This is a genomic window from Aliiglaciecola sp. CAU 1673 (genome assembly GCF_029223185.1).
GTDB lineage: Bacteria > Pseudomonadota > Gammaproteobacteria > Enterobacterales > Alteromonadaceae > Bowmanella.
In genome coordinates this window covers 1-20502 of record NZ_JARHUG010000014.1, presented here as the reverse complement: position 1 = coordinate 20502, position 20502 = coordinate 1, and the positions used below count along the sequence as shown (strand labels likewise).

Sequence of the window (20502 nt, the reverse complement as noted above, 5' to 3'; positions counted from 1 at the left end):
TTGAAAGGTATATTCCTCTTGCAATGAAGTTGAAGATGTCATTTCCCCCCTTTTTGCTTACCTTGGCAATATTCCTCAGTGTTTTTCACAACGCACTAAACGCCTGCGAGCTGAGAGTGCGTATGTTTGAATTTCCGCCACAAGCCATGCAGCAGGAAGACAGTAGCTGGCAGGGGATGGATGTGGATTACAGCGAAGCTCTCTTAAAACGAGTGGGCTGCGAGGCTCGCTTTATTAACGTGCCTTGGGCGAGAGGCCTGAAGATGCTGCGTGAAGGGGAGCTGGATATGATGCTCAACCTGTCCGATATCGATGATCGGCGCGATTATATCCACTTTATCGGCCCTCAGCGGGTCGAGACTTTACGCTTGGTCAGTCGCAAAGGTGCTCTGCCCATGGTCTCCACCTGGCAAGACATGCAGATGCTGGACGCGGTGTTGATCCATCAACGGGGAACGTATTTGGGACAAGGTATGGAAGAAGTACTTGCCCAAAACAAAGAGCTCAGCGACGCGTTGGTGCCCTTGATCCTGGATATGCGCCGCATCGACATGGTGATTAAAGGCCGCGCTGACGGCTTTTTTATGGAAACCTCTCACCTTGCCTATCAGCTGGCCAATGATCCTTCATATCAGCTGATAGATATCCATCCGTTGGAAATATACAGCGAACCTGTGTATTTCGGCATCAGCAAAAAATCGGTAGCGCAGGCCCTCATCAATAAGTTGCAGGAAGCCTATCTGCAAATGGTCATTGAGGGCGAATTACAGCATATAGATAATCGCTATCCTAAGTACTTCTAAGACAGCGCTACCATTTGCCGGCGCATGGCTTCTATTTCATCGCGAAGGGCGGCCGCCTGTTCGAATTCCAGATTCCTGGCGAGCTCAAACATCTTGCCTTCCAGGCGTCCAATTTCCTGCAGCAACTTTTCGGCACTGAGCGCAGAGTAAGCTTTCTTGCCTTCGGCCACTTTTCTTAACTTCACCGCACCAGATTCGCCCAGATCCATAATATCGGTGATAGGCTTATACAGCCTGGTCGGCTGGATGCCATTCGCCAGGTTATGGGCCTGCTGCTTCTCGCGGCGCCTTTCTGTCTCATCCATGGCCCGCTGCATGGAGCCGGTGATTTTATCGGCGTACAAAATGGCTCTGCCATTGATATGCCTGGCTGCCCGTCCAATGGTTTGGATCAGTGAACGATCGGAACGCAAAAAGCCCTCCTTGTCAGCATCCAGAATAGCGACCAAAGACACTTCCGGCATATCCAAGCCTTCACGCAACAGGTTTATACCAACCAGTGCATCAAACTTGCCCATCCGCAGATCCCGGATGATCTCAATACGCTCAACGGTATCAATGTCTGAGTGCAAATAACGCACTCTTACACCATGTTCGTCCAGATAATCACTGAGATCCTCAGCCATGCGTTTGGTCAGGGTAGTGACCAGCACCCGCTCATCCTGGGCCGCTCTTAGTTTAATCTCGGAGAGCAGATCATCGACCTGAGTCGCCACCGGGCGCACTTCCAACACCGGATCGAGAAGGCCGGTAGGACGCACCACCTGCTCCACTATATCACCGCCGGATTTCTCCAGTTCATATTTCCCTGGTGTCGCCGAAACATAAATGGTTTGCGGCGAAATCTGCTCGAATTCCTCAAACTTCAGTGGCCTGTTGTCCAGTGCCGAGGGCAGTCTGAAACCATACTCCACCAAGGTTTCCTTACGTGAACGATCGCCCTTATACATGGCTCCGACCTGGGATACGGTGACATGGGATTCATCGATAAACAAAAGACCATCGGCAGGGAAATAATCCAGTAAGGTCGGCGGTGGTTCGCCCGGTGCGCGCCCCGACAGGTAACGTGAGTAGTTTTCAATACCCGAGCAATAGCCGAGTTCCAACATCATTTCGATATCAAACTGGGTGCGCTGGGCAATGCGCTGCTCTTCAATCAATTTGTTCACGGACTTTAGCTGATCGCGCCGCTCGGCCAACTCCACTTTAATCTTTTCGATAGCATCGAGAATTTTCTCTCTGGGCGTCACATAATGGGTCTTGGGGAAAACGGTCGCTCTGGCCACAGACTTTTCAATAGCGCCGGTAAGCGGGTCAAACAAGCTGATCTTCTCGATTTCTTCATCGAAGAGCTCTACCCGGATCCCTTCGCGGTCGGAGTCTGCAGGAAAGATATCGATGACGTCACCACGCACCCTGAAAGTGCCCCGCTCAAAGTTCACATCGTTGCGGCTATATTGCAGCTCCGCCAAACGCCTCAGGATATCCCGCTGATCCATCAGATCACCCTGGCGCAGATGCAATAACATTTTCATGTAGGATTCGGGGTCGCCAAGACCGTAGATGGCCGACACACTGGACACAATCACCACATCCCGGCGCTCCATCAAGGCCTTGGTGGCAGACAAGCGCATCTGCTCTATGTGATCGTTAATGGAGGCATCTTTCTCAATAAAGGTGTCCGTAGTGGGCACATAGGCTTCAGGCTGATAGTAGTCGTAGTATGAAACGAAATATTCCACCGCGTTATTGGGGAAGAATTCTTTCATCTCTCCATACAGTTGGGCAGCCAAGGTTTTGTTGTGGGCCAGAATCAGCGTGGGCCGCTGCACTTTCTCAATCACACTGGCCATGGTAAATGTCTTACCCGAGCCAGTGACACCAAGCAGCGTCTGACACGCCAAACCGTCTTCCAGACCTTCCACCAAGGATTTAATAGCCTTTGGCTGGTCTCCGGCAGGCTTAAACGCAGAAACCAAATCAAAACCGCGACTCATCCACTCACTCCCTCGGCCATCTGCACGGCAGCTTCTTCCCGCAACAAGCGCCGAAACCACATAAATGCCAGGCAGGCTGTTAAAAGATTGGCCAGCACACCAGCCCAGAACATCCCGGGTAAGTCATAAAGCTGACTGCCCAGGTAAGAAATAGGGACTAAGAACACAAACAAACGCAAGATACTCAGCAGTAGCGCACTCATGGGCTTGTGCATAGCATTAAAGGAGGAATTAGTGAGGATGATCACCCCTTGTAAGCCATAACCTAATGGCACCACCATCAGAAACAAACGAATCAACTCAGCCACTTTTTGCTCTTCGGCAAAGGCCATGGCGATGAGCGGCGAGGCGAACCACATCAGTAAGAAAATCCCTATCTGCCAGAGCATAACAAAGCGCAAACACATCAAATAGCCGTCTTTCACTCTGTCCAATCGGCCGGCACCATAGTTTTGGCTGATAAAAGGCGGCAGGCTCATGGATAAAGCCAATACGACGATACAGGCGATGGACTCCAAACGCCCCCCAACCCCCCAGGCTGCCACGGCTTCAGAGCCATAGCCGGCAATAATGGCCGTCAGCACACCGGTGGCGAGCGGCGTGAGCATATTGGCGCCGGCGGCCGGCAAGCCAATTTTAAGAATATCCTTGCTGGTCATGCGCAGTTCGGCCAGAGTCAGTAGCCGCGGCAGGATCAGCCCCCGTTTGATCGCCAACAAGTAGATAATATAGGTGCACCCCACCGCCCAGGCGATAAGCGTGGCGATGGCCGCCCCTTGGATCCCCAGCGCCGGGAAAGGTCCCCAGCCAAAAATCAGCAAGGGGTCTAACACGGCATTGATAAGGCCGCCAAAGGCCATAATGATGCTGGGGGTTTTGGTGTCTCCACTTGCCCTAAGTACGCTATTACCTACCATTGGCATTGCCAGCAACGCCCCTGCCAGGTACCACACTTGCATATAATCACGTATGTAGGGCATTTCCGTTTCTGTGGCACCTATCAGGCGGAAAATCGGCTCTATGGTGAAAAAGCCAATTACCGCCAGCACACCGACTAACAAGAAAGACAGCATCAGAGCGCCGGTACCATACTCCTTGGCCAGATGCGATTTGCCGGCACCCAAAAACCGGGCGATGGTGGCCGAGGTACCGATACCCAAACCGATATTCAGGCTGATCAGGGTAAAGGTCACCGGAAAGGTAAAACTGATGGCTGCCAGTTGATCCGTGCCCAGTAAGCTGACGAAAAATGTATCCACCAAACCAAAGGTCATCAGCATGACCATTCCGAGAATCATAGGCACGGTCATTGCCCTTAAGGTTTGAGCAATGGGGCCATGGATGAGGTCAGGTTTGCTGGATTGGGTCATGTTTCACTCTGGCGATCGGCAAGAGGCATATCTTAAGTTACCGAAGCACAGAAAACCATGTCGGTGGCGGCTTCAAATCGGTCATCCATAGCGGCCTTTCTAATAGGTCCGCAATAGCGAAGACAAAAAGTGCTTGAATGCTACAGCGATTTTCTGCTTGAAGATCCGCAGATCCCGTAGCCAGCCTGGTAATGATCGCAAAATAACTAACAAAAAAATTGGTCAGGGAACAAATTTTCAGCACAATGACCATTCATCATACAAAACAAAATCTATCCCATTGTTATTTATAACATTTTAATTTAAATCGGCTTTTTTAAGGATTACGACTTGACAGCGAATTCCCTATCTTCACGGCGTTTCTGCATTTTTCATCAACATAGTTATCCACAGTTTTAGTGGATAACTCAGATCCGACCAATGGGCTCGCCTGCTGTGCCGATCTGTGGACAAAATTTTGTGAGTCACTACTTACCTGCCGAGTTCGGTTGCCTTGTTTCAAAATTGTTAAACACTGTCCATCCATACATGCATCAAGATTTTTTTAAGATGAAAAGCTAATAAGGAATCTTTTTTTTATTCACTAAATTATTACCCATTGACTACCCGCGCGGCAAAAGACTCTTCACGCATTGGAGTAGCGTAAAGACGTTTTTAGCAGCTCAAAAAACACCCCAGTTGCCCAGCAAATAAGCGAACGCATTAATGCCGACAAAAATAATCATCATGACTGTTGACACCCATACTCCCCCTCATTAAACTTCGCCTCCGTTGAAAAACAGCCTGTGGGTATCAGCAAACAGGTTGCAACGTGAAAATCTGCTCCCCCTTAGCTCAGTTGGTTAGAGCGACGGACTGTTAATCCGCAGGTCCCCCGTTCGAGTCGGGGAGGGGGAGCCAACTTCACGAAGCACAACGCACTTTTCGATTCCCCCTTAGCTCAGTTGGTTAGAGCGACGGACTGTTAATCCGCAGGTCCCCCGTTCGAGTCGGGGAGGGGGAGCCACCTTCTCACAGGTTTTATCTCTCGCTTTGTTGTTTTCCTGAGTTTTCCTTAAGAATCTTATCCAATGTCAGGCCACCTTTTGCCCCAAAGTCCAATGTACGAATGGGAAAAGGGATAAGGATATTGGCGTCTTCCAGACTACGTTGATAGCCAGTAAGGCGTGATGCCTGGCGGCAACGAACTCGCTCTCATGGCTGTAGCGGATCCAAAACCACAGCATCAAATCGACACTGGACTCTCCGAATCCCGTTGCGTAAACCGCCACGTCTTGTGGACGAATGACAAACTCGCAGGCTTTCACCGCATTAACAATCACCTCAGCCTCCTCAGCGGGATCATCGGCATAAGAAATACCCACAGGCACCTCTACGCGCCTTTCGCCTAATCGGCTGTAGTTGCTCAAAACGTTACGAAACAGTACTTTATTCGGCACAATTTGTAGTTGTCCGGAAAACGTCTGAATAAAGGTGCTGCGCAGATTGATTGCCGTGACCTTGCCAAATACTTGCTCAGTTTTAATCACATCCCCCAAACTGAAGGGTTTGCGTATGCCCATCACTATGCCGGCAATCAAGTTCTCGGTCATATCCTGAAAAGCAAATCCCAGAGCCAATCCGATGATGCCTGCGCCAGCCAGTAACGACGTGACGGTGCCTTGAAGTCCGACAAAATCCAGGGCCATAAAGAGGCCCATACCAAGCACGAGCACTTTAACTATCGACGCCAGCAAATCAGCAATCTGCTGTGACTCTAATGAGCGCCTGAGGAGGGCTTCTGTCGCTCGGCCCACGCCGCGGGCGACGATCGCAAAAGCCACGGCAATCAACAGGGCAACCAACACATTGGGCACATGCTTGATAGCTATTTCCAACCAGCTATGTAATTTGTCTATGATTAATTGCCAGTAATGGCTCCCGGACTGTAGTTCCATAAAAACCTTCTGTCAGTTGTCAGTAAGATCGTTGTTTGGCGACTACTTTGGCTAGTGCGACAATTCCTCAAAAGCACGCTCAGCCTCTTCCTTGGTCATGCCATACTTTTCCTGCATAGTGCCATAGAAATTCTCGAACTTGCCCTCGATGTCAGCTATCTCATCATTCGATAGCTCAGCCCACTTCTGTTTGACTTTGCCTGTTAACTGACGCCATTTACCTTGTGCGATATCCAAATTCATTGGGACCTCCCTTGCATTAAATAGGTTAATTTCACTACAGAAGTACTACAGTAAATTAAGTAGTATAGATCTACGGCTTTGAAAATATTTTTCTAATTAATCATATAGTTACACCAACAAGCGTTGATAGGGTCAGTGCAGGAAAGGGGTTTTCTGGGTTACCCATAGAGCAAATAGTAACCGCGAATGCCTTGAATAAACCTATAAATATCAAGTTGTTAATCCAGGCGTAAAATCAGATAATGTTGGCACTCTTTTCGCTATTATTAGCTGGTGCATGACTGATTACATACTGCTGCTGATTGGCACGGTACTGGTCAATAACTTTGTGTTGGTCAATTTTTTGGGCCTGTGTCCTTTTATGGGGGTTTCCAGCAAATTGGAGACCGCCATCGGCATGTCATTGGCCACTACCTTCGTCCTGACGCTGGCATCCCTGAGTAGCTATCTGGTGGAGGTCTATATCCTGCAGCCACTGGATATCGGCTATCTGCGCACCCTGAGTTTTATTCTGGTCATCGCTGTGGTGGTGCAATTTACCGAGATGGTTGTGCATAAAACCAGCCCCACTCTCTATCGGTTGTTGGGCATCTTCTTGCCCTTGATCACCACCAATTGTGCGGTGTTGGGTGTGGCCTTGCTAAACATCCGTGAGCAGCACAACTTTATGCAGTCTGTGGTGTACGGTTTTGGTGCGGCGGTGGGCTTCTCCCTAGTGTTGGTATTGTTTGCCGCCATGCGTGAACGTTTGGCCGCCGCCGATGTGCCGCAGCCTTTCAAAGGCGCATCTATTGCCATGGTCACGGCCGGTTTGATGTCTCTGGCCTTTATGGGCTTTACCGGATTGGTCAAACTGTCATGACCATACTCTATGCAGTTGCCGCCATTGGCCTGCTGGCTCTGGTGTTTGGCATGATTTTAGGCTTTGCCGCGGTGCGTTTTAAGGTAGAAGCGGATCCTCTGGTGGATCAGATAGATGCCATCCTACCGCAAACCCAGTGCGGCCAGTGCGGCTACCCTGGCTGCCGGCCTTACGCCCAGGCCATTGCCGAAGGGGATGAGATCAATAAATGTCCTCCGGGAGGGGAGTCCACTATCCGCAAACTGGCCGATTTGATGGGCGTCGAAGCCAAACCATTGGATGCCGCACACGGCAGCGAGGATGTCAAAAAGGTTGCATTTATCCGCGAGGATGAGTGCATCGGTTGTACCAAATGCATCCAGGCCTGTCCGGTAGATGCCATCGTCGGCGCCACCAAGCAGATGCATACCGTGCTGACGGATGAGTGCACAGGCTGTGATCTTTGTGTTGAGCCCTGCCCCGTGGATTGTATCGACATGGTACCGGTCAAGGAAACCGCGTCTTCCTGGCGATGGCAGCTTAGCTCCATCCCGGTCAAGGTTCTGGACTAGAGGTAAGTAGATGCATTCTCTGATAGACAGAATTCGCCAGGGCCGTTTTTCCGATTTTCCAGGTGGGGTGTACCCTCCACAGCGCAAGGAATTGTCCAACCAGACCCCAATCGCGCGTATGCCAGTGCCGGAAAAACTCTATGTCACGGTCAAACAACACATAGGGGTCGAGGGCCAGATTGCCGTCAAGCTCGGTGATAAGGTCCTAAAAGGTCAGCCTCTTACCCGCAGTATGAATCCTTTTGCAGTACCGGTGCATGCTCCAAGTTCCGGTGAGATCACTGCCATCGGCCCGCACGTTTCCGCACATCCTTCCGGCTTGGCGGAAATGACCGTTGAGATCACCACCGATGGCCTGGATCGCTGGCAGCCACTGTCACCGATGACAGATTATCAGCAGCATCCAAAAGCCATGGTAGTACAGGCCTTATGTGATGCGGGTATCAGTGGCATGGGAGGAGCTGGTTTCCCCACCCATATTAAAGTGGCGCCGAAGAAAGATGCCGAGTTTCTGATCATCAACGGTATCGAGTGCGAGCCCTATATCAGCGCCGACGATAGGTTGATGCGTGAACATGCCTGGCAAATAAGGCAAGGCATTGACGTTATCTGTCACCTGCTACAACCCAAGTATGTGTTGATTGCTATCGAGGACAACAAACCCCAGGCCATCGAGGCCATGCAGGTGGCCTGTCAGGAAAACCCTGACTATGTGATCTGCAAGGTAGAAACCAAATACCCTGCCGGTGGTGAAAAGCAGTTGATTCAAATACTGACCGGACGCGAAGTGCCGAGTAAAGGCTTGCCAATCGACGTCGGCGTGATCATGCAGAACGTTGGTACCTGCTATGCTATTGCCGATGCGATTTTTGCTGGCAAACCCCTTATTCAGAGGGTTGTCACCCTGACCGGTCAAACCATGGACAGACCCGGAAACGTTTGGGCGCTACTTGGCACCCCAGTGTCTCATCTGCTCGACTATGCCCAGTATCATGGCGAGCGTCAGGCGCATCAGCGCTTGATCATGGGAGGCCCGATGATGGGCTTTAACCTGGCCAGTGAACAAGTGCCAGTGGTCAAAATCACCAACTGTATTCTTGCCCCGACCGACTTTGAAATGCCCCAGGGACAGGGGGAACAGCCCTGCATTCGCTGCAGTGCTTGTGCCGATGCCTGTCCGGCCAGCTTGTTGCCTCAACAACTCTATTGGCATAGTAAAGCCAAGGAACTGGATAAGGCACAGGACTACCAACTTTTTGACTGCATTGAATGCGGTGCCTGCGCCTATGTGTGCCCCAGTGAAATTCCGTTGGTACATTACTACAGGGTAGCCAAAGCCGAAATCCGCGCGCAGGAAGAGGAAAAACACAAAGCGGATAAGGCCCGTGAGCGCTTTGAAGCCCGTAAGGCGCGCCTTGAGCAGGAAAGAGCAGAGCGCGAAGCACGTCACCAAAAAGCCGCTGAGGCCAGGCGCCAGGCCATGGATAATCAAAGCGTTACCCCCAAAGCCAGCGTCGCTGAAGCATTGGCAAGAGCCAAAGCGAAGCGCCAGGAAAATGCCAGCGATGGAGCAGAGACGGCAGCCCAGGACAATAAAGCCAAAGTGGCCGCAGCCCTCGCCCGCGCTAAAGCCAAGGCTGCGGCTAAAGGCCAGACACCAAGTGACGAACAAGCTCCGATTGCTGAGCCAGATGCACAACCAGAGAGCGCGTCCAACTCATCTACCACTGAGAATGAGCAAAAGGCTAAAGTAGCCGCCGCCGTAGCGAGAGCCAAAGCCAGGGCGGCAGCAAAGCAGGCCCCCACTGCTGCAACAGCCGCAGCTCCAGCACAGAAACAGGAAACAAACGAAGCAGAAAGTAAGCAAGCCAAGATTGCAGCGACCGTGGCCAGAGCCAAGGCCAAAGCAGCAAAATCAGGCGAATCAGAGCCAAGCGAGTCTGCCCCCTCTTCTTCGATGAAAGCAGAGCCGGAATCTGCCGCGGCTGACGATGACAAACAGGCGAAAGTGGCCGCCGCCGTTGCCAGGGCAAAGGCGAAAGCACAGGAAAGGGCTGGCGCACAGCGCAGTACTGTCGTCAAAGACAGCGAAGAGAAGCCCGCAGCCGACCAAGGGGCGCCCAAGACTCATCAACGCGCCAAGAAAACGGCACCGATGAAAACCAGTGATGCCGATGCAGCGGCCAATGACAAGCAAGCCAAAGTGGCGGCAGCCATTGCCAAAGCCAAGGCCAGGGCTGCAGCTAAAACATCGGATGCTGAGTCCCCAGCTCAGGAGCAAGAGGCCATTACCAAATCCGAGCCTCAGACAACAGCGCCAGCCTTGTCCTCAGAAGAGGACAAGAAACGCCGTGTCGCGGCGGCCATCGCCAAGGCCAAACAACGTAAACAACAGGACAAAACAGATTCATGAGCTTCAGGGTAGCCAGTTCCCCTCACCAGCGTACCCAGCGCAGCACCGGCGATTTAATGCGTCTGGTCTGCTACTGTGCAGTACCGGGTTTTGCCGCACAAATTTGGTTTTTTGGTTGGGGCACACTGGTTCAGTTTTGTATCGCCGCCGCCGTGGCCCTGGTCACGGAAATCGCTATCCTGGAGCTCCGTAAACGGGATTTCGAACGTGCTGTTGCCGATTGCAGCGCCCTGCTGACAGCCTTATTGTTAGCCCTGTGCTTACCGCCCCTTGCACCCTGGTGGGTGACGGCCATCGGCGCATTTTTTGCCATCGCGGTAGTGAAGCAGCTTTATGGCGGCCTGGGCTTTAACTTATTTAATCCCGCCATGGCAGCTTATGTGATGCTGTTGGTGTCTTTCCCGGTGGCCATGACCGCCTGGTTGCCGCCACAATCGCTGACCATGCAGGACTATAGTTTGTGGGATGCGCTCAGCGTCATCTTCACCGGTTTTACTACCGAAGGGTACAGTCTGGAGCAGTTAAGAGCCACCGCCGACGGCTTTACCATGGCCACGCCCCTGGATAGTGTCAAAACGGCACTTGGCCGGGGTATCACCTTTGATGAGGCGATAGCCAAGCCGGCCTTTGAAGGAGAAGCGGGTATCGGCTGGTTCTGGGTCAATATGGCCTACCTGGCCGGTGGCCTGGTATTGCTTAAGGCCAAAGCCATTAACTGGCACATTCCTGTCAGTATGCTAGCTGCTATCGGGCTCTGCGCTGGCGCACTGCACCTATCAAGTGCCGATACCTTTGCCAGCGTCTGGTTTCATCTTTTTAGCGGCGGCACCATGCTCGGCGCCTTTTTTATTGCTACCGATCCGGTTTCCGCCTGTACCACCAATAAAGGTCGCCTGATTTACGGTGCCCTCATCGGCCTTTGGGTAGTCATCATCCGCACCTGGGGTGGTTACCCTGATGCTATCGCGTTTGCTGTGGTGATCATGAATATGGCCGTGCCCCTGCTCGACTATTACACCCGTCCCCGGGTTTATGGGCACAGGAGTAAAGGCCGATGATCCTAAGCATTAAACGCAATGGTCTCATCCTTGGCGCCTTCGCTTTGGCGACCACTGGCATCATAGCCCTGACCCACCTGCTCACCAGCGGGCTTATCCAAAGTCAGGAGAAGCAGCAGCTGCAGGCGATATTAGCCAGCATTGTGCCTGTGCGTCTGCACGATAACGCCATTGAACATGATTGTGTTCAGGTATCCGATCCGCAATTGGGAGATCGCCAGTCGCGCACCATCTATCGCGCCACGTTATCGGGCGAACCTGCGGCCCTGGCCATCTCCGCCGTGGCGCCCAATGGCTACAATGGCAATATCGAGTTATTGGTGGGCATGGAAGTAAGTGGCCATATCAGCGGCGTCAGGGCGCTGAAACATCAGGAGACCCCGGGTCTTGGCGATAAGATTGAGCTTCGTATCAGTGACTGGATCCAGGGCTTCGATGGCTTGCAATACGATCCGCAAAACAGCGCCAGCTGGGCAGTAAAAAAGGATGGAGGCCAGTTCGATCAATTTACCGGCGCCACTATTACGCCCCGGGCGGTGGTCTCTGCGGTCGGCCAAGCGTTAGAATTTGCCATGGCCAATCAAGAGCAGCTGTTCGCTGCCCCCAATGCCTGCGCATCCGGAGAGTCCAATGAGTGAATTTAAAGAACTGACCTGGCAGGGCCTTTGGAAAAACAACGCAGCACTGGTGCAATTACTTGGCCTGTGTCCCCTTCTGGCCGTTACCGGTACCGTCATCAATGGCCTGGGACTGGGCCTGGCGACCACCTTGGTGCTGATTGGCTCCAATACCACTGTATCCCTGGTACGCAACCTCGTCCCCAAAGAAGTGCGTATCCCTATTTTCGTGATGATCATTGCCGCCTTTGTAACAGTGGTGCAGCTATTAATGAACGCCTTCACTTTTACCCTGTATCAGGCCCTGGGCATTTTCATTCCCTTGATCGTGACCAACTGTGCCATTATCGGCCGCGCAGAGGCCTACGCCTCTAAGAACCCGGTTAAATTAGCTGCCTTCGATGGGCTGATGATGGGGATGGGATTTACCCTGGTATTGATGACCCTAGGTGGGCTGCGTGAAGTGCTTGGCAATGGCACCTTGTTGGACGGTGCCGAATTCTTATTTGGCGACTGGGCCAAGGCACTGACACTGACTTTGTTTGAGACGGATAGTAAGTTTCTGCTGGCAATTTTGCCGCCTGGAGCTTTCCTGGGCATGGGACTGTTGATTGCCCTTAAGAACATATTGGACAAACGACTGGAAAAGCTGCAGCAGGCACACCAGGCGCCAAAGACCGTGCAACGGATCAGAGTGACAGCAGATAATTAGAAAAGCACATGAACCAGAGCAAAAGACGAGAAATACTCACGCGCCTGCGCGCCGAAAATCCCCATCCCACCACTGAACTGAACTACTCGACCCCCTTTGAGCTGCTGATTGCCGTCATTCTTTCGGCTCAGGCTACCGATGTGGGTGTCAATAAAGCCACAGACAAGTTGTTTCCTGTAGCCAATACCCCACAAGCCATATTGGACCTGGGTCTTGATGGTCTGAAGGAGTATATCAAAACCATCGGCCTGTTTAATGCAAAAGCCGAGAATGTGCTCAAAACCTGCCGCATTCTGGTAGAGCAGCATGGCGGTGAGGTACCAGAGAGCCGTGAGGCTCTTGAAGCCCTACCCGGTGTGGGACGGAAAACCGCTAATGTGGTCCTGAATACGGCTTTTGGCTGGCCTACGATTGCTGTCGACACCCATATTTTCAGGGTCAGCAACCGCACTAAACTGGCACCGGGTAAAAACGTGGTAGAAGTAGAAAACAAGCTGCTCAAGGTGGTGCCGGCCGAATTTAAGGTAGATGTGCATCACTGGCTAATTCTGCATGGCCGTTATGTCTGTGTGGCCAGAAAGCCCCGCTGTGGTGCCTGCCTGATTGAAGATCTGTGCGAATACAAAGACAAAACTGAAACATAAACTCGGTAAGATAGTGGCTGATGTTTTTATGGAGACACTAGCATGAGATTACTGCATACCATGTTAAGGGTGGGCGATCTGGATCGCTCTATCGCCTTTTATACCGACCTCTTTGGCATGAAACTGCTGCGTCGCAGTGACAACGAGCAATATCGCTACACCCTGGCCTTTGTCGGCTATGGTGATGAAGCCGATCACACCGTGCTGGAACTCACTTACAACTGGGATGTGGACAGTTATGAGATGGGCACCGCTTATGGTCACATTGCTATTGGTGTCGAGGATATTTACGGGCTCTGTGCACAACTGGAGCAAAAAGGCGCCGACGTCTATCGCAAGCCGGGACCGGTAAAAGGCGGCAGCACAGTAATAGCTTTTGTCAGGGATCCGGACGGTTACGCCGTCGAACTTATCGAGCGTCAGTAAGGAACAAGGATGAGACTGATACTGCTGCTGGGTGCCCTTCTTGGCATACCTGGCGTGTCCGCCATGGATATCATTGCCCACCGCGGTGCTTCGGGCTATTTGCCGGAACATACACTGGAATCCGCTATTTTGGCGCATGGCCAGGGCGCCGACTATATTGAGCAGGATCTGGTGCTGTCTAAAGACAACGTGCCGGTGGTACTGCACGATATCCATTTGGAAACCGTGACCGATGTGGAACAGCGCTTTCCTGAGCGCGCCAGAGATGACGGGCGCTTTTATGCGCTGGATTTCACCCTCGCCGAACTCAAAACTCTGCGCGTGCATGAACGCACCGATGAAAAAGGCGTACCCGTCTTTCCCCATCGCTATCAGGGTAACGGACTGTTTCGCATTGCCACTTTCGAAGAGCAGTTAACCCTTATTCGAGAGCTTAATCGCAGCCGCGACAAATCCGTGGGTTTCTACCCTGAGATCAAATCACCGAAATGGCATCAACAGCAAGGGCGGGATATCAGCGCCATTGTGCTTGCCATCTTACGTCAGCATCAATTAGACGATGCCAACGCCAAGATCTTTGTACAATGTTTTGATTTTGCCGAGCTTAAGCGATGGCGCCAAGAACTGGGTGCCAAGGTCAAGTTGGTGCAGCTGTTGGGTGAGAATGACTGGCAGGAGTCGGACAGCGATTATGACTATCTGAAAAGTGAGCAAGGGCTCGCCGAGATCGCCAGCATCGCCCAGGGCATTGGTCCGTGGATAGAGCAACTGGCCAGTTTCCATCAGGACGGCATCGAGCTTACCGGCCTGATGCAACGCGCCAAAGCTAAGGGATTGTTAGTGCACCCTTACACCCTGAGGGCTGACCAATTGCCGGGCCAAACCAGCTGGGCACAAATGATCCAGCTACTGGCCGAAGATTTGGCAGTGGATGGCGTCTTTACCGATTTCAGTGATAAAGCAAAAGCCGCGTTTTAGGATTTGGCCATCCTGATCACCACCCGGCGGTTCTTCTCTCGGGCGAGCTCGTCATCATTTGCGGCAATATGACGACGTTCGCCGTGTCCAGTCACCTGAATACGATCACCGGCCACACCCATCTCCTCGAAGAAACGCTTCACTTTTTCAGCACGCTTCACTGACAGCTGTTCGTTGTGCCAACTGCCACCATAGCTATCGGTATAGGCATCCAGCAACACCAGCTCGATATCGGTGTCTTCTTTTAAATACTCGCCAATCATGGCCATTTTCTTCTCAGATTGACGGGTAAACTCATCGCTGTTCTTTTGGTAATTCAGCACCGAGTAGGAAATATCCTCAAAACTGAAGGGCAGCAGGTTAGACACACATTGGGAAAAGGCATGATATTGTTTGATAAAGTTACTGGCATTAAGCCCTACCGCCACCTTGTCTTGCTGGTTATACCAATCACGGTAATAGATGGTCGGCCAAAAGCCTTTTTCCAGCTCAGATAAAATGGTCCAGGCGGTTTGCTCTGGCAGATCCCCCGTGTATTGCTTACGAATGGGCATATCTGCGATCTTGCGTTGCATCTCCCCCGGCATCCAACTGGGAGGGACCGAATATACGGCAGCCACGTCATAGGTCTTGGGCAGGCGTTGCATCGCCAACTCAAACTCCATATTCAGCTTTTTGCTGGCCATACTGGTAAACAGCGCATCGCCATAGCCAGGCACATGATGCTTTAGCGTGCATTGCAGTCGGTTGTCACTGGTAATTTTCCAGTCTGATGTTTCAATACTGGCCGCATAGTGACGAATGCTGGCGCTGGCCGGAAATACGCAGGCGGCAACAAGAGCACAAAGGATTTTATTCATAATTGCTGTATCCACTTTTCTCTACCTGATATCGGCAATTTCCCTGCGCCCTTGAGTCACAATCTACATTTTTGGGATTAAAAACTCGTTAGCTGGCCTGGTCTTGATATACTCCCCCGACCTTTGCAATTTAAGTTTAAGATGACATCGCCTGCCCCACAACTCAAACACAGATTCAGAGGCTATTTCCCCGTTGTAATCGATGTGGAAACGGCCGGATTTAATCCCAACACCGATGCTCTGTTGGAAATCGCCGCTGTCACATTAAAGATGGACAGCAGTGGCCTGCTGCTACGGGATCAAACCATTCACTTTCATGTAACCCCTTTTGAAGGGGCCAATCTGGAGCGTGCAGCGCTGGAGTTTAATGGCATCGACCCCCATTGTGCCCTTCGCGGAGCGCTGCCGGAAACCGAAGTGATGAAAAATCTGTGCAAGGCCATCCGCAAGCAGCAAAAAGAGGCCGATTGTCAGCGCTCGGTGATCGTGGCGCACAACGCCGCGTTCGATCAAAGCTTCGTCAACGCCGCCATTGAGCGCTGTGGTATCAAACGCACGCCTTTTCATCCTTTTGTGTCTTTTGATACCACCAGCCTTTCTGCTCTGACATTGGGACAAACGGTGCTGGTCAAAGCCTGTCGCGCTGCCGGTATAAGCTTCGATCAGGCCGAAGCCCATTCTGCCTTGTATGATGCCGAAAAAACCGCGGAGCTTTTTTGTTTTATGGTCAATCGCTGGCAACTGCTCGGTGGATGGCCGCTTGAAGACGATGCGCCATAATCTGGCAAAGCTGATATAAATCAACGCATTGCACAAAATTACTGCTACATTTAAGCCATCTTCTTCAGTGAGTGATAAAAATGAATAAGTTGTTGGTGATTGCCGATCTTCCAAAAAATAAGGCCAAAGCATTAGCCAAGGCCAGGATGCTGGCCACGGGATTTGATAGTCAGGTGCACGTGGTGAGTTTTGTTTATGAGCAGCTGAAGCACATAAGCGGTCTTTCCACACAGCAGATGACGGCCATCAAGGATAGCCTTATCGCCAAACGCAGCGATTGGCTTAAAAAAGAGTTGGAAAACGCGGGGTTAACCGGGGCCAACGTCACCTGTGAGGTAGTATGGGAGAAAAATATCGCCGGATGGGTGACTAGTCACAGTCAGAGCAGTGCATACGACCTCATCATTAAAACAGGCCATCGCAGTGAGGGCTTGTTCTACACCCCTACCGATTGGCATTTGCTGCGCACCTGCCAGGTTCCGGTGTTATTGGTGGCCGACAAAAAATGGAAGAAACAGCAAAACACCCTGGTTGCCTTGGACCTGGGTAGCAAGCTAAAGACCAAGCAAGCCCTCAACAAACAACTACTGCAGACGGCGGTCGCCTGGAGCAATGCCTTTGGTGGTGAATTGCATGTGGTGTATTGCCAACCCATGTCGTCATTGCTTAAAGACATTGTCGGCATCAGTGCCAAGGAAGCCGCCAGCAAGGCCAAACGCGAAGTAATGCCACTGATTGAAGAGCTAAGAGGCGACTATCCGCTTAGCAAAGGACAGATTCATATCAAGGCTGGCGAGCCGGAGAAGGTGATCCCAAGCGTGGCAGCAGATGTGAATGCCGGGGTAGTGATTATCGGTACGGTGGGCAGAAAGGGCCTGCGTGGCCAATTGCTGGGCAATACAGCAGAGAAAGTGTTGTCACTGTTAAAAACCGATGCGTTGGCCATCCAGCCTTAAGCACTGTAAATGACATAAAAAAGCCGCGAACAATCGCGGCTTTTTTATGGCTTTGTTCTTACAGCTCTTGGCTGTGCTCGGCCAGGAACTTGGCAACCCCTTCTGGGCTTGCCTGCATACCTTCTTTACCTTGCTGCCAACCTGCAGGGCAAACTTCGCCATGCTCTTCGTGGAAGTTCAGTGCATCCACCATGCGCAGCATTTCGTCAACGTTACGACCCAAAGGCAGATCGTTGACGACCTGATGACGCACCATACCTTGCTCGTCAATCAGGAAGGAGCCGCGCAGTGCCACACCGGCTTCTGGATGTTCAACATCATAAGCCTTGCAGATGTCATGCTTGATATCAGCAATCAGTGCATATTTGACCGCACCGATACCACCTTGGTTAACGGGGGTGTTACGCCAGGCGTTGTGGCTGAAATGGGAATCGATAGACACACCAATCACTTCCACGCCACGCTTCTTGAATTCGTCATAGCGCTTATCGAAAGCGATCAACTCAGATGGACAAACAAAGGTGAAATCCAACGGATAAAAGAAAATGACGGCTTTCTTGCCTTTGATGTTTTCCATCAGGTTGTAGCTTTCAACGATCTCGCCGTTGCCCAATACAGCGGCAGCAGTAAAGTCAGGGGCGGGACGACCAACGAGTACACTCATGTTCTTCTCCTTTGTTTGATATTGCGTTAGTTACGGCGTAATCGCCGAAATGATAGAGCATCATGGTAAAGCAAAATAGTCAGGAGCACAGTAGCTTAAGAAGGAAATCCGACTTAACTGGCCAGTATCTGAACAATACCGGGACGGTGATTACATAGACCCTGTCTCTTTGCCTACCCCCTTTAGAAGAAAAAGTATGCACCGCTCTTGGCAAAAGGACAAATAACAATTATTATCATTACAGATTTATTGAGGTGGTCATTATGTTCGTTTGCCTGTGCTATGGCATTACAGATAAGCAAATAACCAAGGCGGTTCGTGATGAGGGCGTAGGCAATATGCGCGACCTTCGCAAAACCCTGGGTGTCGGCAGTCAATGCGGCAAATGCATCCAATTGGCGCAGCAGGTGATAGATAACACTATTATCGACGAATCCTTATTCAAAGAAGTCTGTTGACGTCCCCGCTTTCTCTCTCCTAAAACAACTTTTCTTGCACTGTTACAGGACCACCGGCATAGTGTTTTCTATAATGAAAACAACTCTCCCAGCAAGGAACTGTCTGCATGAAAGGCGATAAGCAACTTATTAAGCATCTTAACAAAGTCCTCGGCAACCAACTGATCGCCATCAACCAGTACTTTCTCCATTCACGTATGTTTAAAGATTGGGGGCTGAAAAAGCTAGCCGATCGCGAATATCACGAGTCCATTGATGAGATGAAGCGTGCGGACGATTTTATCGAGCGCATCTTATTCTTGGACGGCTTGCCTAACCTGCAAGATCTGGGCAAATTGCATATCGGCGAAGATACCGAGGAAATGCTCAAATGCGATATGACCTTAGAGCATAAATGTCTGCCGGATCTGCGTGAAGCTATTGCCTATGCCGAGTCTGTCCAGGATTACGTCAGCCGGGATTTACTGGCTAAAACCCTGGAGGAACAGGAAGAACATCTGGATTGGCTGGAAACGCAGCTCAGCCTGATTAAGAAACTGGGCATTGAAAACTACAACCAGTCGCAAATCCATGGCGAATAAGGCAAATTTACTAATATGAAAAAGGCGCCAATTGGCGCCTTTCTCATATGCGAAAGAGCTTATTCGCTGGCCTCGCCCTTAGCGGCTTTTGCGCGGGCAGCCGCTTCTTTAATCAGTGGCTGAAGTTCCCCCTGTTGGAACATTTCCAGCACAATGTCACAACCCCCAACCAGTTCGCCTTCCACCCACAGCTGCGGGAATGTAGGCCAATTGGCGAAGCCTGGCAATGTGGCGCGGATATCCGGATTTTGCAAAATATCCACGTAGGCAAACTGCTCACCACAGGCCATCAGCGCCTGGGAAGCCTGGGCGGAAAAACCACAACTGGGTAGCTTAGGAGAGCCCTTCATATAGATAAGAATGGGGTTTTCGGCGATCTGCTGTTTGATCTTGTCCAATGTTTCCACTGTAAAAGCCTCTTGCTGGACGGTTAATCGAAAAGTGGGGCCAATTGTACCCTTTTTCAATGGCCTGCCCCAATGCATTTCGTTATTGCCTATAATACCAAGTCCATTAATGATGTGATCACTCAGCGAGGAGCGGCCAGAAGGGCTTATCTCTGCGTTCCCGCTTTTTGACATAGACACCACTATGCCTTCCAAGCGGCGCCTTGACCTAAGCCCTTCTGACCTGCTCTGAGTTGACCAGATCATTAATAGACTTGGTATAAGTGCAATGACTTGTTTTCTCGATGACAAGCCCCACATACATGATAGACTCATAAACAAAGCAAAAGATTTATTTATAAGACCAGAAAGCCGCCCCACACCGGAATCCTGCCGGAGTCACAGGCGGCTTTGTATTAAACCAAAACATGGAGAACCTTATGGCTTTTGAACTGCCCCCGCTCCCTTATGAAAAGAATGCATTGGAGCCCCATATTTCCGCTGAAACCTTGGAATATCATTATGGTAAGCACCACAACACCTATGTGACCAAGCTAAACGGCTTGATCCCCGGTACCGAGTTTGAAGGCAAGAGCCTGGAAGAAATCGTTCGTACTTCTTCTGGCGGCGTATTCAATAATGCTGCACAAATTTGGAACCACACCTTCTACTGGCACAGCCTGAGCCCAAATGGTGGCGGTGAGCCAAGTGGCAAGCTGGCGGATGCGATCAACGCCAAATGGGGTTCTTTTGCTGCGTTCAAAGAAGCTTTTAACGACAAGGCCGTTAATAACTTCGGCTCCAGCTGGACCTGGTTGGTGAAAAAGGCTGATGGCAGCCTGGATATCGTTAATACCAGCAACGCTGGTACGCCGCTGACTGAAGCCGGTGTCACACCGCTGATGACTGTAGATCTGTGGGAGCACGCCTACTACATCGACTACCGCAACCTGCGTCCTAAGTATATGGAAGGCTTCTGGGCCCTGATAAACTGGGATTTTGCCGCTAAAAACTTCGGCTAAGCTAATGCAGGCCAGACCGTTTTAGGTCAGTGCAGAAATAAAAAAACGCCCCATCGGGGCGCAGATTGATGATAAACCCCACCATTTTGGTGGGGTTTTGTTTTTTAGGGCCATCCAGTGAGTTTTCCGTGGCTCCTTACCTATTGATGGGATCGGCTGATTTTTTCTTAAGCGTGATTGAGGG

Annotated in this window: 21 protein-coding genes, 2 tRNA genes and 1 pseudogene; 17 read left to right on the top strand and 7 right to left on the bottom strand. The window is 51.2% G+C overall.

Going from position 1 to position 20502, the window contains the following annotated elements; genetic code table 11:
• Positions 1-35 precede the first annotated feature (35 nt).
• The gene (locus P2G88_RS13800) at positions 36-803 is read left to right on the top strand and encodes a transporter substrate-binding domain-containing protein (RefSeq protein WP_275796920.1); all 768 of its coding nucleotides are present in this window, start codon (positions 36-38) and stop codon (positions 801-803) included.
• On the opposite strand, the gene uvrB is transcribed toward P2G88_RS13800, so the two are convergent.
• Positions 800-2800 carry an excinuclease ABC subunit UvrB gene (uvrB, locus tag P2G88_RS13795; RefSeq protein ID WP_275796918.1) on the bottom strand — a complete coding sequence of 667 codons (2001 nt, stop codon included), beginning with the start codon at positions 2798-2800 and terminating at the stop codon, positions 800-802. The two genes, P2G88_RS13800 and uvrB, sit on opposite strands and share 4 nt — an antisense overlap.
• Complete coding sequence (locus tag P2G88_RS13790) at positions 2797-4170, bottom strand: MATE family efflux transporter (protein WP_275796916.1); 1374 nt, start codon at positions 4168-4170, stop codon at positions 2797-2799. Before P2G88_RS13790 ends, uvrB begins: the two co-directional genes overlap by 4 nt.
• A gap of 823 nt (positions 4171-4993) precedes the next feature.
• Between P2G88_RS13790 and P2G88_RS13785 the strand changes: the two genes are divergently transcribed.
• Positions 4994-5070, top strand: a tRNA-Asn gene (locus P2G88_RS13785).
• Positions 5071-5099: 29 nt separating this feature from the next.
• Positions 5100-5176, top strand: a tRNA-Asn gene (locus tag P2G88_RS13780).
• Positions 5177-5190: 14 nt separating this feature from the next.
• Here P2G88_RS13780 and P2G88_RS13775 read toward each other — a convergent pair.
• Positions 5191-6107 (bottom strand): annotated as a pseudogene (locus P2G88_RS13775) (mechanosensitive ion channel family protein).
• 51 nt (positions 6108-6158) lie between these two features.
• A complete protein-coding gene (locus tag P2G88_RS13770) occupies positions 6159-6350 on the bottom strand; it encodes a CsbD family protein (protein ID WP_275796914.1) in 192 nt (63 codons plus the stop codon).
• Positions 6351-6627: 277 nt separating this feature from the next.
• On the opposite strand from P2G88_RS13770, the gene rsxA reads away from it, so the two are divergent.
• The 9 genes from rsxA to glpQ are packed head-to-tail and all read left to right on the top strand — an operon-like array spanning position 6628 to position 14611.
• Entirely contained in the window at positions 6628-7212 is a 585-nt protein-coding gene (gene rsxA, locus P2G88_RS13765; protein WP_275796912.1) for an electron transport complex subunit RsxA, read from the top strand.
• Positions 7209-7763, top strand: coding sequence for an electron transport complex subunit RsxB (gene rsxB, locus P2G88_RS13760; RefSeq protein ID WP_275796910.1), 555 nt, complete (start codon positions 7209-7211; stop codon positions 7761-7763). Before rsxA ends, rsxB begins: the two co-directional genes overlap by 4 nt.
• A 10-nt stretch (positions 7764-7773) precedes the next feature.
• On the top strand, positions 7774-10176 hold the full coding sequence (rsxC, locus tag P2G88_RS13755) for an electron transport complex subunit RsxC (protein WP_275796908.1): 2403 nt from the start codon (positions 7774-7776) through the stop codon (positions 10174-10176).
• Positions 10173-11234, top strand: coding sequence for an electron transport complex subunit RsxD (rsxD, locus tag P2G88_RS13750; RefSeq protein ID WP_275796906.1), 1062 nt, complete (start codon positions 10173-10175; stop codon positions 11232-11234). Before rsxC ends, rsxD begins: the two co-directional genes overlap by 4 nt.
• Positions 11231-11872, top strand: coding sequence for an electron transport complex subunit RsxG (gene rsxG, locus P2G88_RS13745; RefSeq protein ID WP_275796904.1), 642 nt, complete (start codon positions 11231-11233; stop codon positions 11870-11872). Before rsxD ends, rsxG begins: the two co-directional genes overlap by 4 nt.
• A complete protein-coding gene (locus P2G88_RS13740; protein ID WP_275796902.1) occupies positions 11865-12563 on the top strand; it encodes an electron transport complex subunit E in 699 nt (232 codons plus the stop codon). The genes rsxG and P2G88_RS13740 overlap by 8 nt, the downstream gene beginning before the upstream one ends.
• Positions 12564-12571: 8 nt before the next feature.
• Positions 12572-13207 carry an endonuclease III gene (gene nth / locus P2G88_RS13735; protein ID WP_275796900.1) on the top strand — a complete coding sequence of 212 codons (636 nt, stop codon included), beginning with the start codon at positions 12572-12574 and terminating at the stop codon, positions 13205-13207.
• Positions 13208-13249: 42 nt separating this feature from the next.
• Positions 13250-13633: a lactoylglutathione lyase gene (gloA, locus tag P2G88_RS13730; RefSeq protein WP_275796898.1), complete on the top strand. Its 384-nt coding sequence runs from the start codon at positions 13250-13252 to the stop codon at positions 13631-13633.
• A 9-nt stretch (positions 13634-13642) separates the two neighbouring features.
• Positions 13643-14611, top strand: coding sequence for a glycerophosphodiester phosphodiesterase (gene glpQ / locus P2G88_RS13725; RefSeq protein ID WP_275796896.1), 969 nt, complete (start codon positions 13643-13645; stop codon positions 14609-14611).
• Here glpQ and P2G88_RS13720 read toward each other — a convergent pair.
• Entirely contained in the window at positions 14608-15471 is an 864-nt protein-coding gene (locus tag P2G88_RS13720) for an OmpA family protein (protein WP_275796894.1), read from the bottom strand. The two genes, glpQ and P2G88_RS13720, sit on opposite strands and share 4 nt — an antisense overlap.
• A 141-nt stretch (positions 15472-15612) precedes the next feature.
• On the opposite strand from P2G88_RS13720, the gene rnt reads away from it, so the two are divergent.
• Both rnt and P2G88_RS13710 read left to right on the top strand, forming a co-directional pair.
• The gene (rnt, locus tag P2G88_RS13715) at positions 15613-16251 is read left to right on the top strand and encodes a ribonuclease T (protein ID WP_275796892.1); all 639 of its coding nucleotides are present in this window, start codon (positions 15613-15615) and stop codon (positions 16249-16251) included.
• Positions 16252-16331: 80 nt separating this feature from the next.
• Entirely contained in the window at positions 16332-17207 is an 876-nt protein-coding gene (locus tag P2G88_RS13710; RefSeq protein ID WP_275796890.1) for a universal stress protein, read from the top strand.
• Positions 17208-17265: 58 nt separating this feature from the next.
• Here the strand turns inward: P2G88_RS13710 and P2G88_RS13705 are convergent, their stop codons facing one another.
• A complete protein-coding gene (locus tag P2G88_RS13705) occupies positions 17266-17871 on the bottom strand; it encodes a peroxiredoxin C (protein WP_275796888.1) in 606 nt (201 codons plus the stop codon).
• A gap of 263 nt (positions 17872-18134) precedes the next feature.
• On the opposite strand from P2G88_RS13705, the gene P2G88_RS13700 reads away from it, so the two are divergent.
• Together P2G88_RS13700 and bfr are read left to right on the top strand one after the other, a co-directional pair.
• Positions 18135-18329: a bacterioferritin-associated ferredoxin gene (locus tag P2G88_RS13700; protein ID WP_275796886.1), complete on the top strand. Its 195-nt coding sequence runs from the start codon at positions 18135-18137 to the stop codon at positions 18327-18329.
• A 107-nt stretch (positions 18330-18436) separates the two neighbouring features.
• On the top strand, positions 18437-18910 hold the full coding sequence (gene bfr, locus P2G88_RS13695) for a bacterioferritin (RefSeq protein WP_275796884.1): 474 nt from the start codon (positions 18437-18439) through the stop codon (positions 18908-18910).
• Positions 18911-18969: 59 nt separating this feature from the next.
• Here bfr and P2G88_RS13690 read toward each other — a convergent pair whose 3' ends face one another.
• On the bottom strand, positions 18970-19317 hold the full coding sequence (locus tag P2G88_RS13690) for a Grx4 family monothiol glutaredoxin (RefSeq protein WP_275797100.1): 348 nt from the start codon (positions 19315-19317) through the stop codon (positions 18970-18972).
• Between the two features lie 419 nt (positions 19318-19736).
• On the opposite strand from P2G88_RS13690, the gene sodB reads away from it, so the two are divergent.
• On the top strand, positions 19737-20318 hold the full coding sequence (sodB, locus tag P2G88_RS13685; RefSeq protein WP_275796882.1) for a superoxide dismutase [Fe]: 582 nt from the start codon (positions 19737-19739) through the stop codon (positions 20316-20318).
• Positions 20319-20502: the final 184 nt, after the last annotated feature.

Bases quoted from the DNA above. Each gene is read 5' to 3' on its own strand.
- P2G88_RS13800 (WP_275796920.1), top strand. From the start codon at position 36: ATGTCATTTCCCCCCTTTTTGCTTACCTTGGCAATATTCCTCAGTGTT.
- uvrB (WP_275796918.1), bottom strand. From the start codon at position 2,800: ATGAGTCGCGGTTTTGATTTGGTTTCTGCGTTTAAGCCTGCCGGAGAC.
- P2G88_RS13790 (WP_275796916.1), bottom strand. From the start codon at position 4,170: ATGACCCAATCCAGCAAACCTGACCTCATCCATGGCCCCATTGCTCAA.
- P2G88_RS13770 (WP_275796914.1), bottom strand. From the start codon at position 6,350: ATGAATTTGGATATCGCACAAGGTAAATGGCGTCAGTTAACAGGCAAA.
- rsxA (WP_275796912.1), top strand. From the start codon at position 6,628: ATGACTGATTACATACTGCTGCTGATTGGCACGGTACTGGTCAATAAC.
- rsxB (WP_275796910.1), top strand. From the start codon at position 7,209: ATGACCATACTCTATGCAGTTGCCGCCATTGGCCTGCTGGCTCTGGTG.
- rsxC (WP_275796908.1), top strand. From the start codon at position 7,774: ATGCATTCTCTGATAGACAGAATTCGCCAGGGCCGTTTTTCCGATTTT.
- rsxD (WP_275796906.1), top strand. From the start codon at position 10,173: ATGAGCTTCAGGGTAGCCAGTTCCCCTCACCAGCGTACCCAGCGCAGC.
- rsxG (WP_275796904.1), top strand. From the start codon at position 11,231: ATGATCCTAAGCATTAAACGCAATGGTCTCATCCTTGGCGCCTTCGCT.
- P2G88_RS13740 (WP_275796902.1), top strand. From the start codon at position 11,865: ATGAGTGAATTTAAAGAACTGACCTGGCAGGGCCTTTGGAAAAACAAC.
- nth (WP_275796900.1), top strand. From the start codon at position 12,572: ATGAACCAGAGCAAAAGACGAGAAATACTCACGCGCCTGCGCGCCGAA.
- gloA (WP_275796898.1), top strand. From the start codon at position 13,250: ATGAGATTACTGCATACCATGTTAAGGGTGGGCGATCTGGATCGCTCT.
- glpQ (WP_275796896.1), top strand. From the start codon at position 13,643: ATGAGACTGATACTGCTGCTGGGTGCCCTTCTTGGCATACCTGGCGTG.
- P2G88_RS13720 (WP_275796894.1), bottom strand. From the start codon at position 15,471: ATGAATAAAATCCTTTGTGCTCTTGTTGCCGCCTGCGTATTTCCGGCC.
- rnt (WP_275796892.1), top strand. From the start codon at position 15,613: ATGACATCGCCTGCCCCACAACTCAAACACAGATTCAGAGGCTATTTC.
- P2G88_RS13710 (WP_275796890.1), top strand. From the start codon at position 16,332: ATGAATAAGTTGTTGGTGATTGCCGATCTTCCAAAAAATAAGGCCAAA.
- P2G88_RS13705 (WP_275796888.1), bottom strand. From the start codon at position 17,871: ATGAGTGTACTCGTTGGTCGTCCCGCCCCTGACTTTACTGCTGCCGCT.
- P2G88_RS13700 (WP_275796886.1), top strand. From the start codon at position 18,135: ATGTTCGTTTGCCTGTGCTATGGCATTACAGATAAGCAAATAACCAAG.
- bfr (WP_275796884.1), top strand. From the start codon at position 18,437: ATGAAAGGCGATAAGCAACTTATTAAGCATCTTAACAAAGTCCTCGGC.
- sodB (WP_275796882.1), top strand. From the start codon at position 19,737: ATGGCTTTTGAACTGCCCCCGCTCCCTTATGAAAAGAATGCATTGGAG.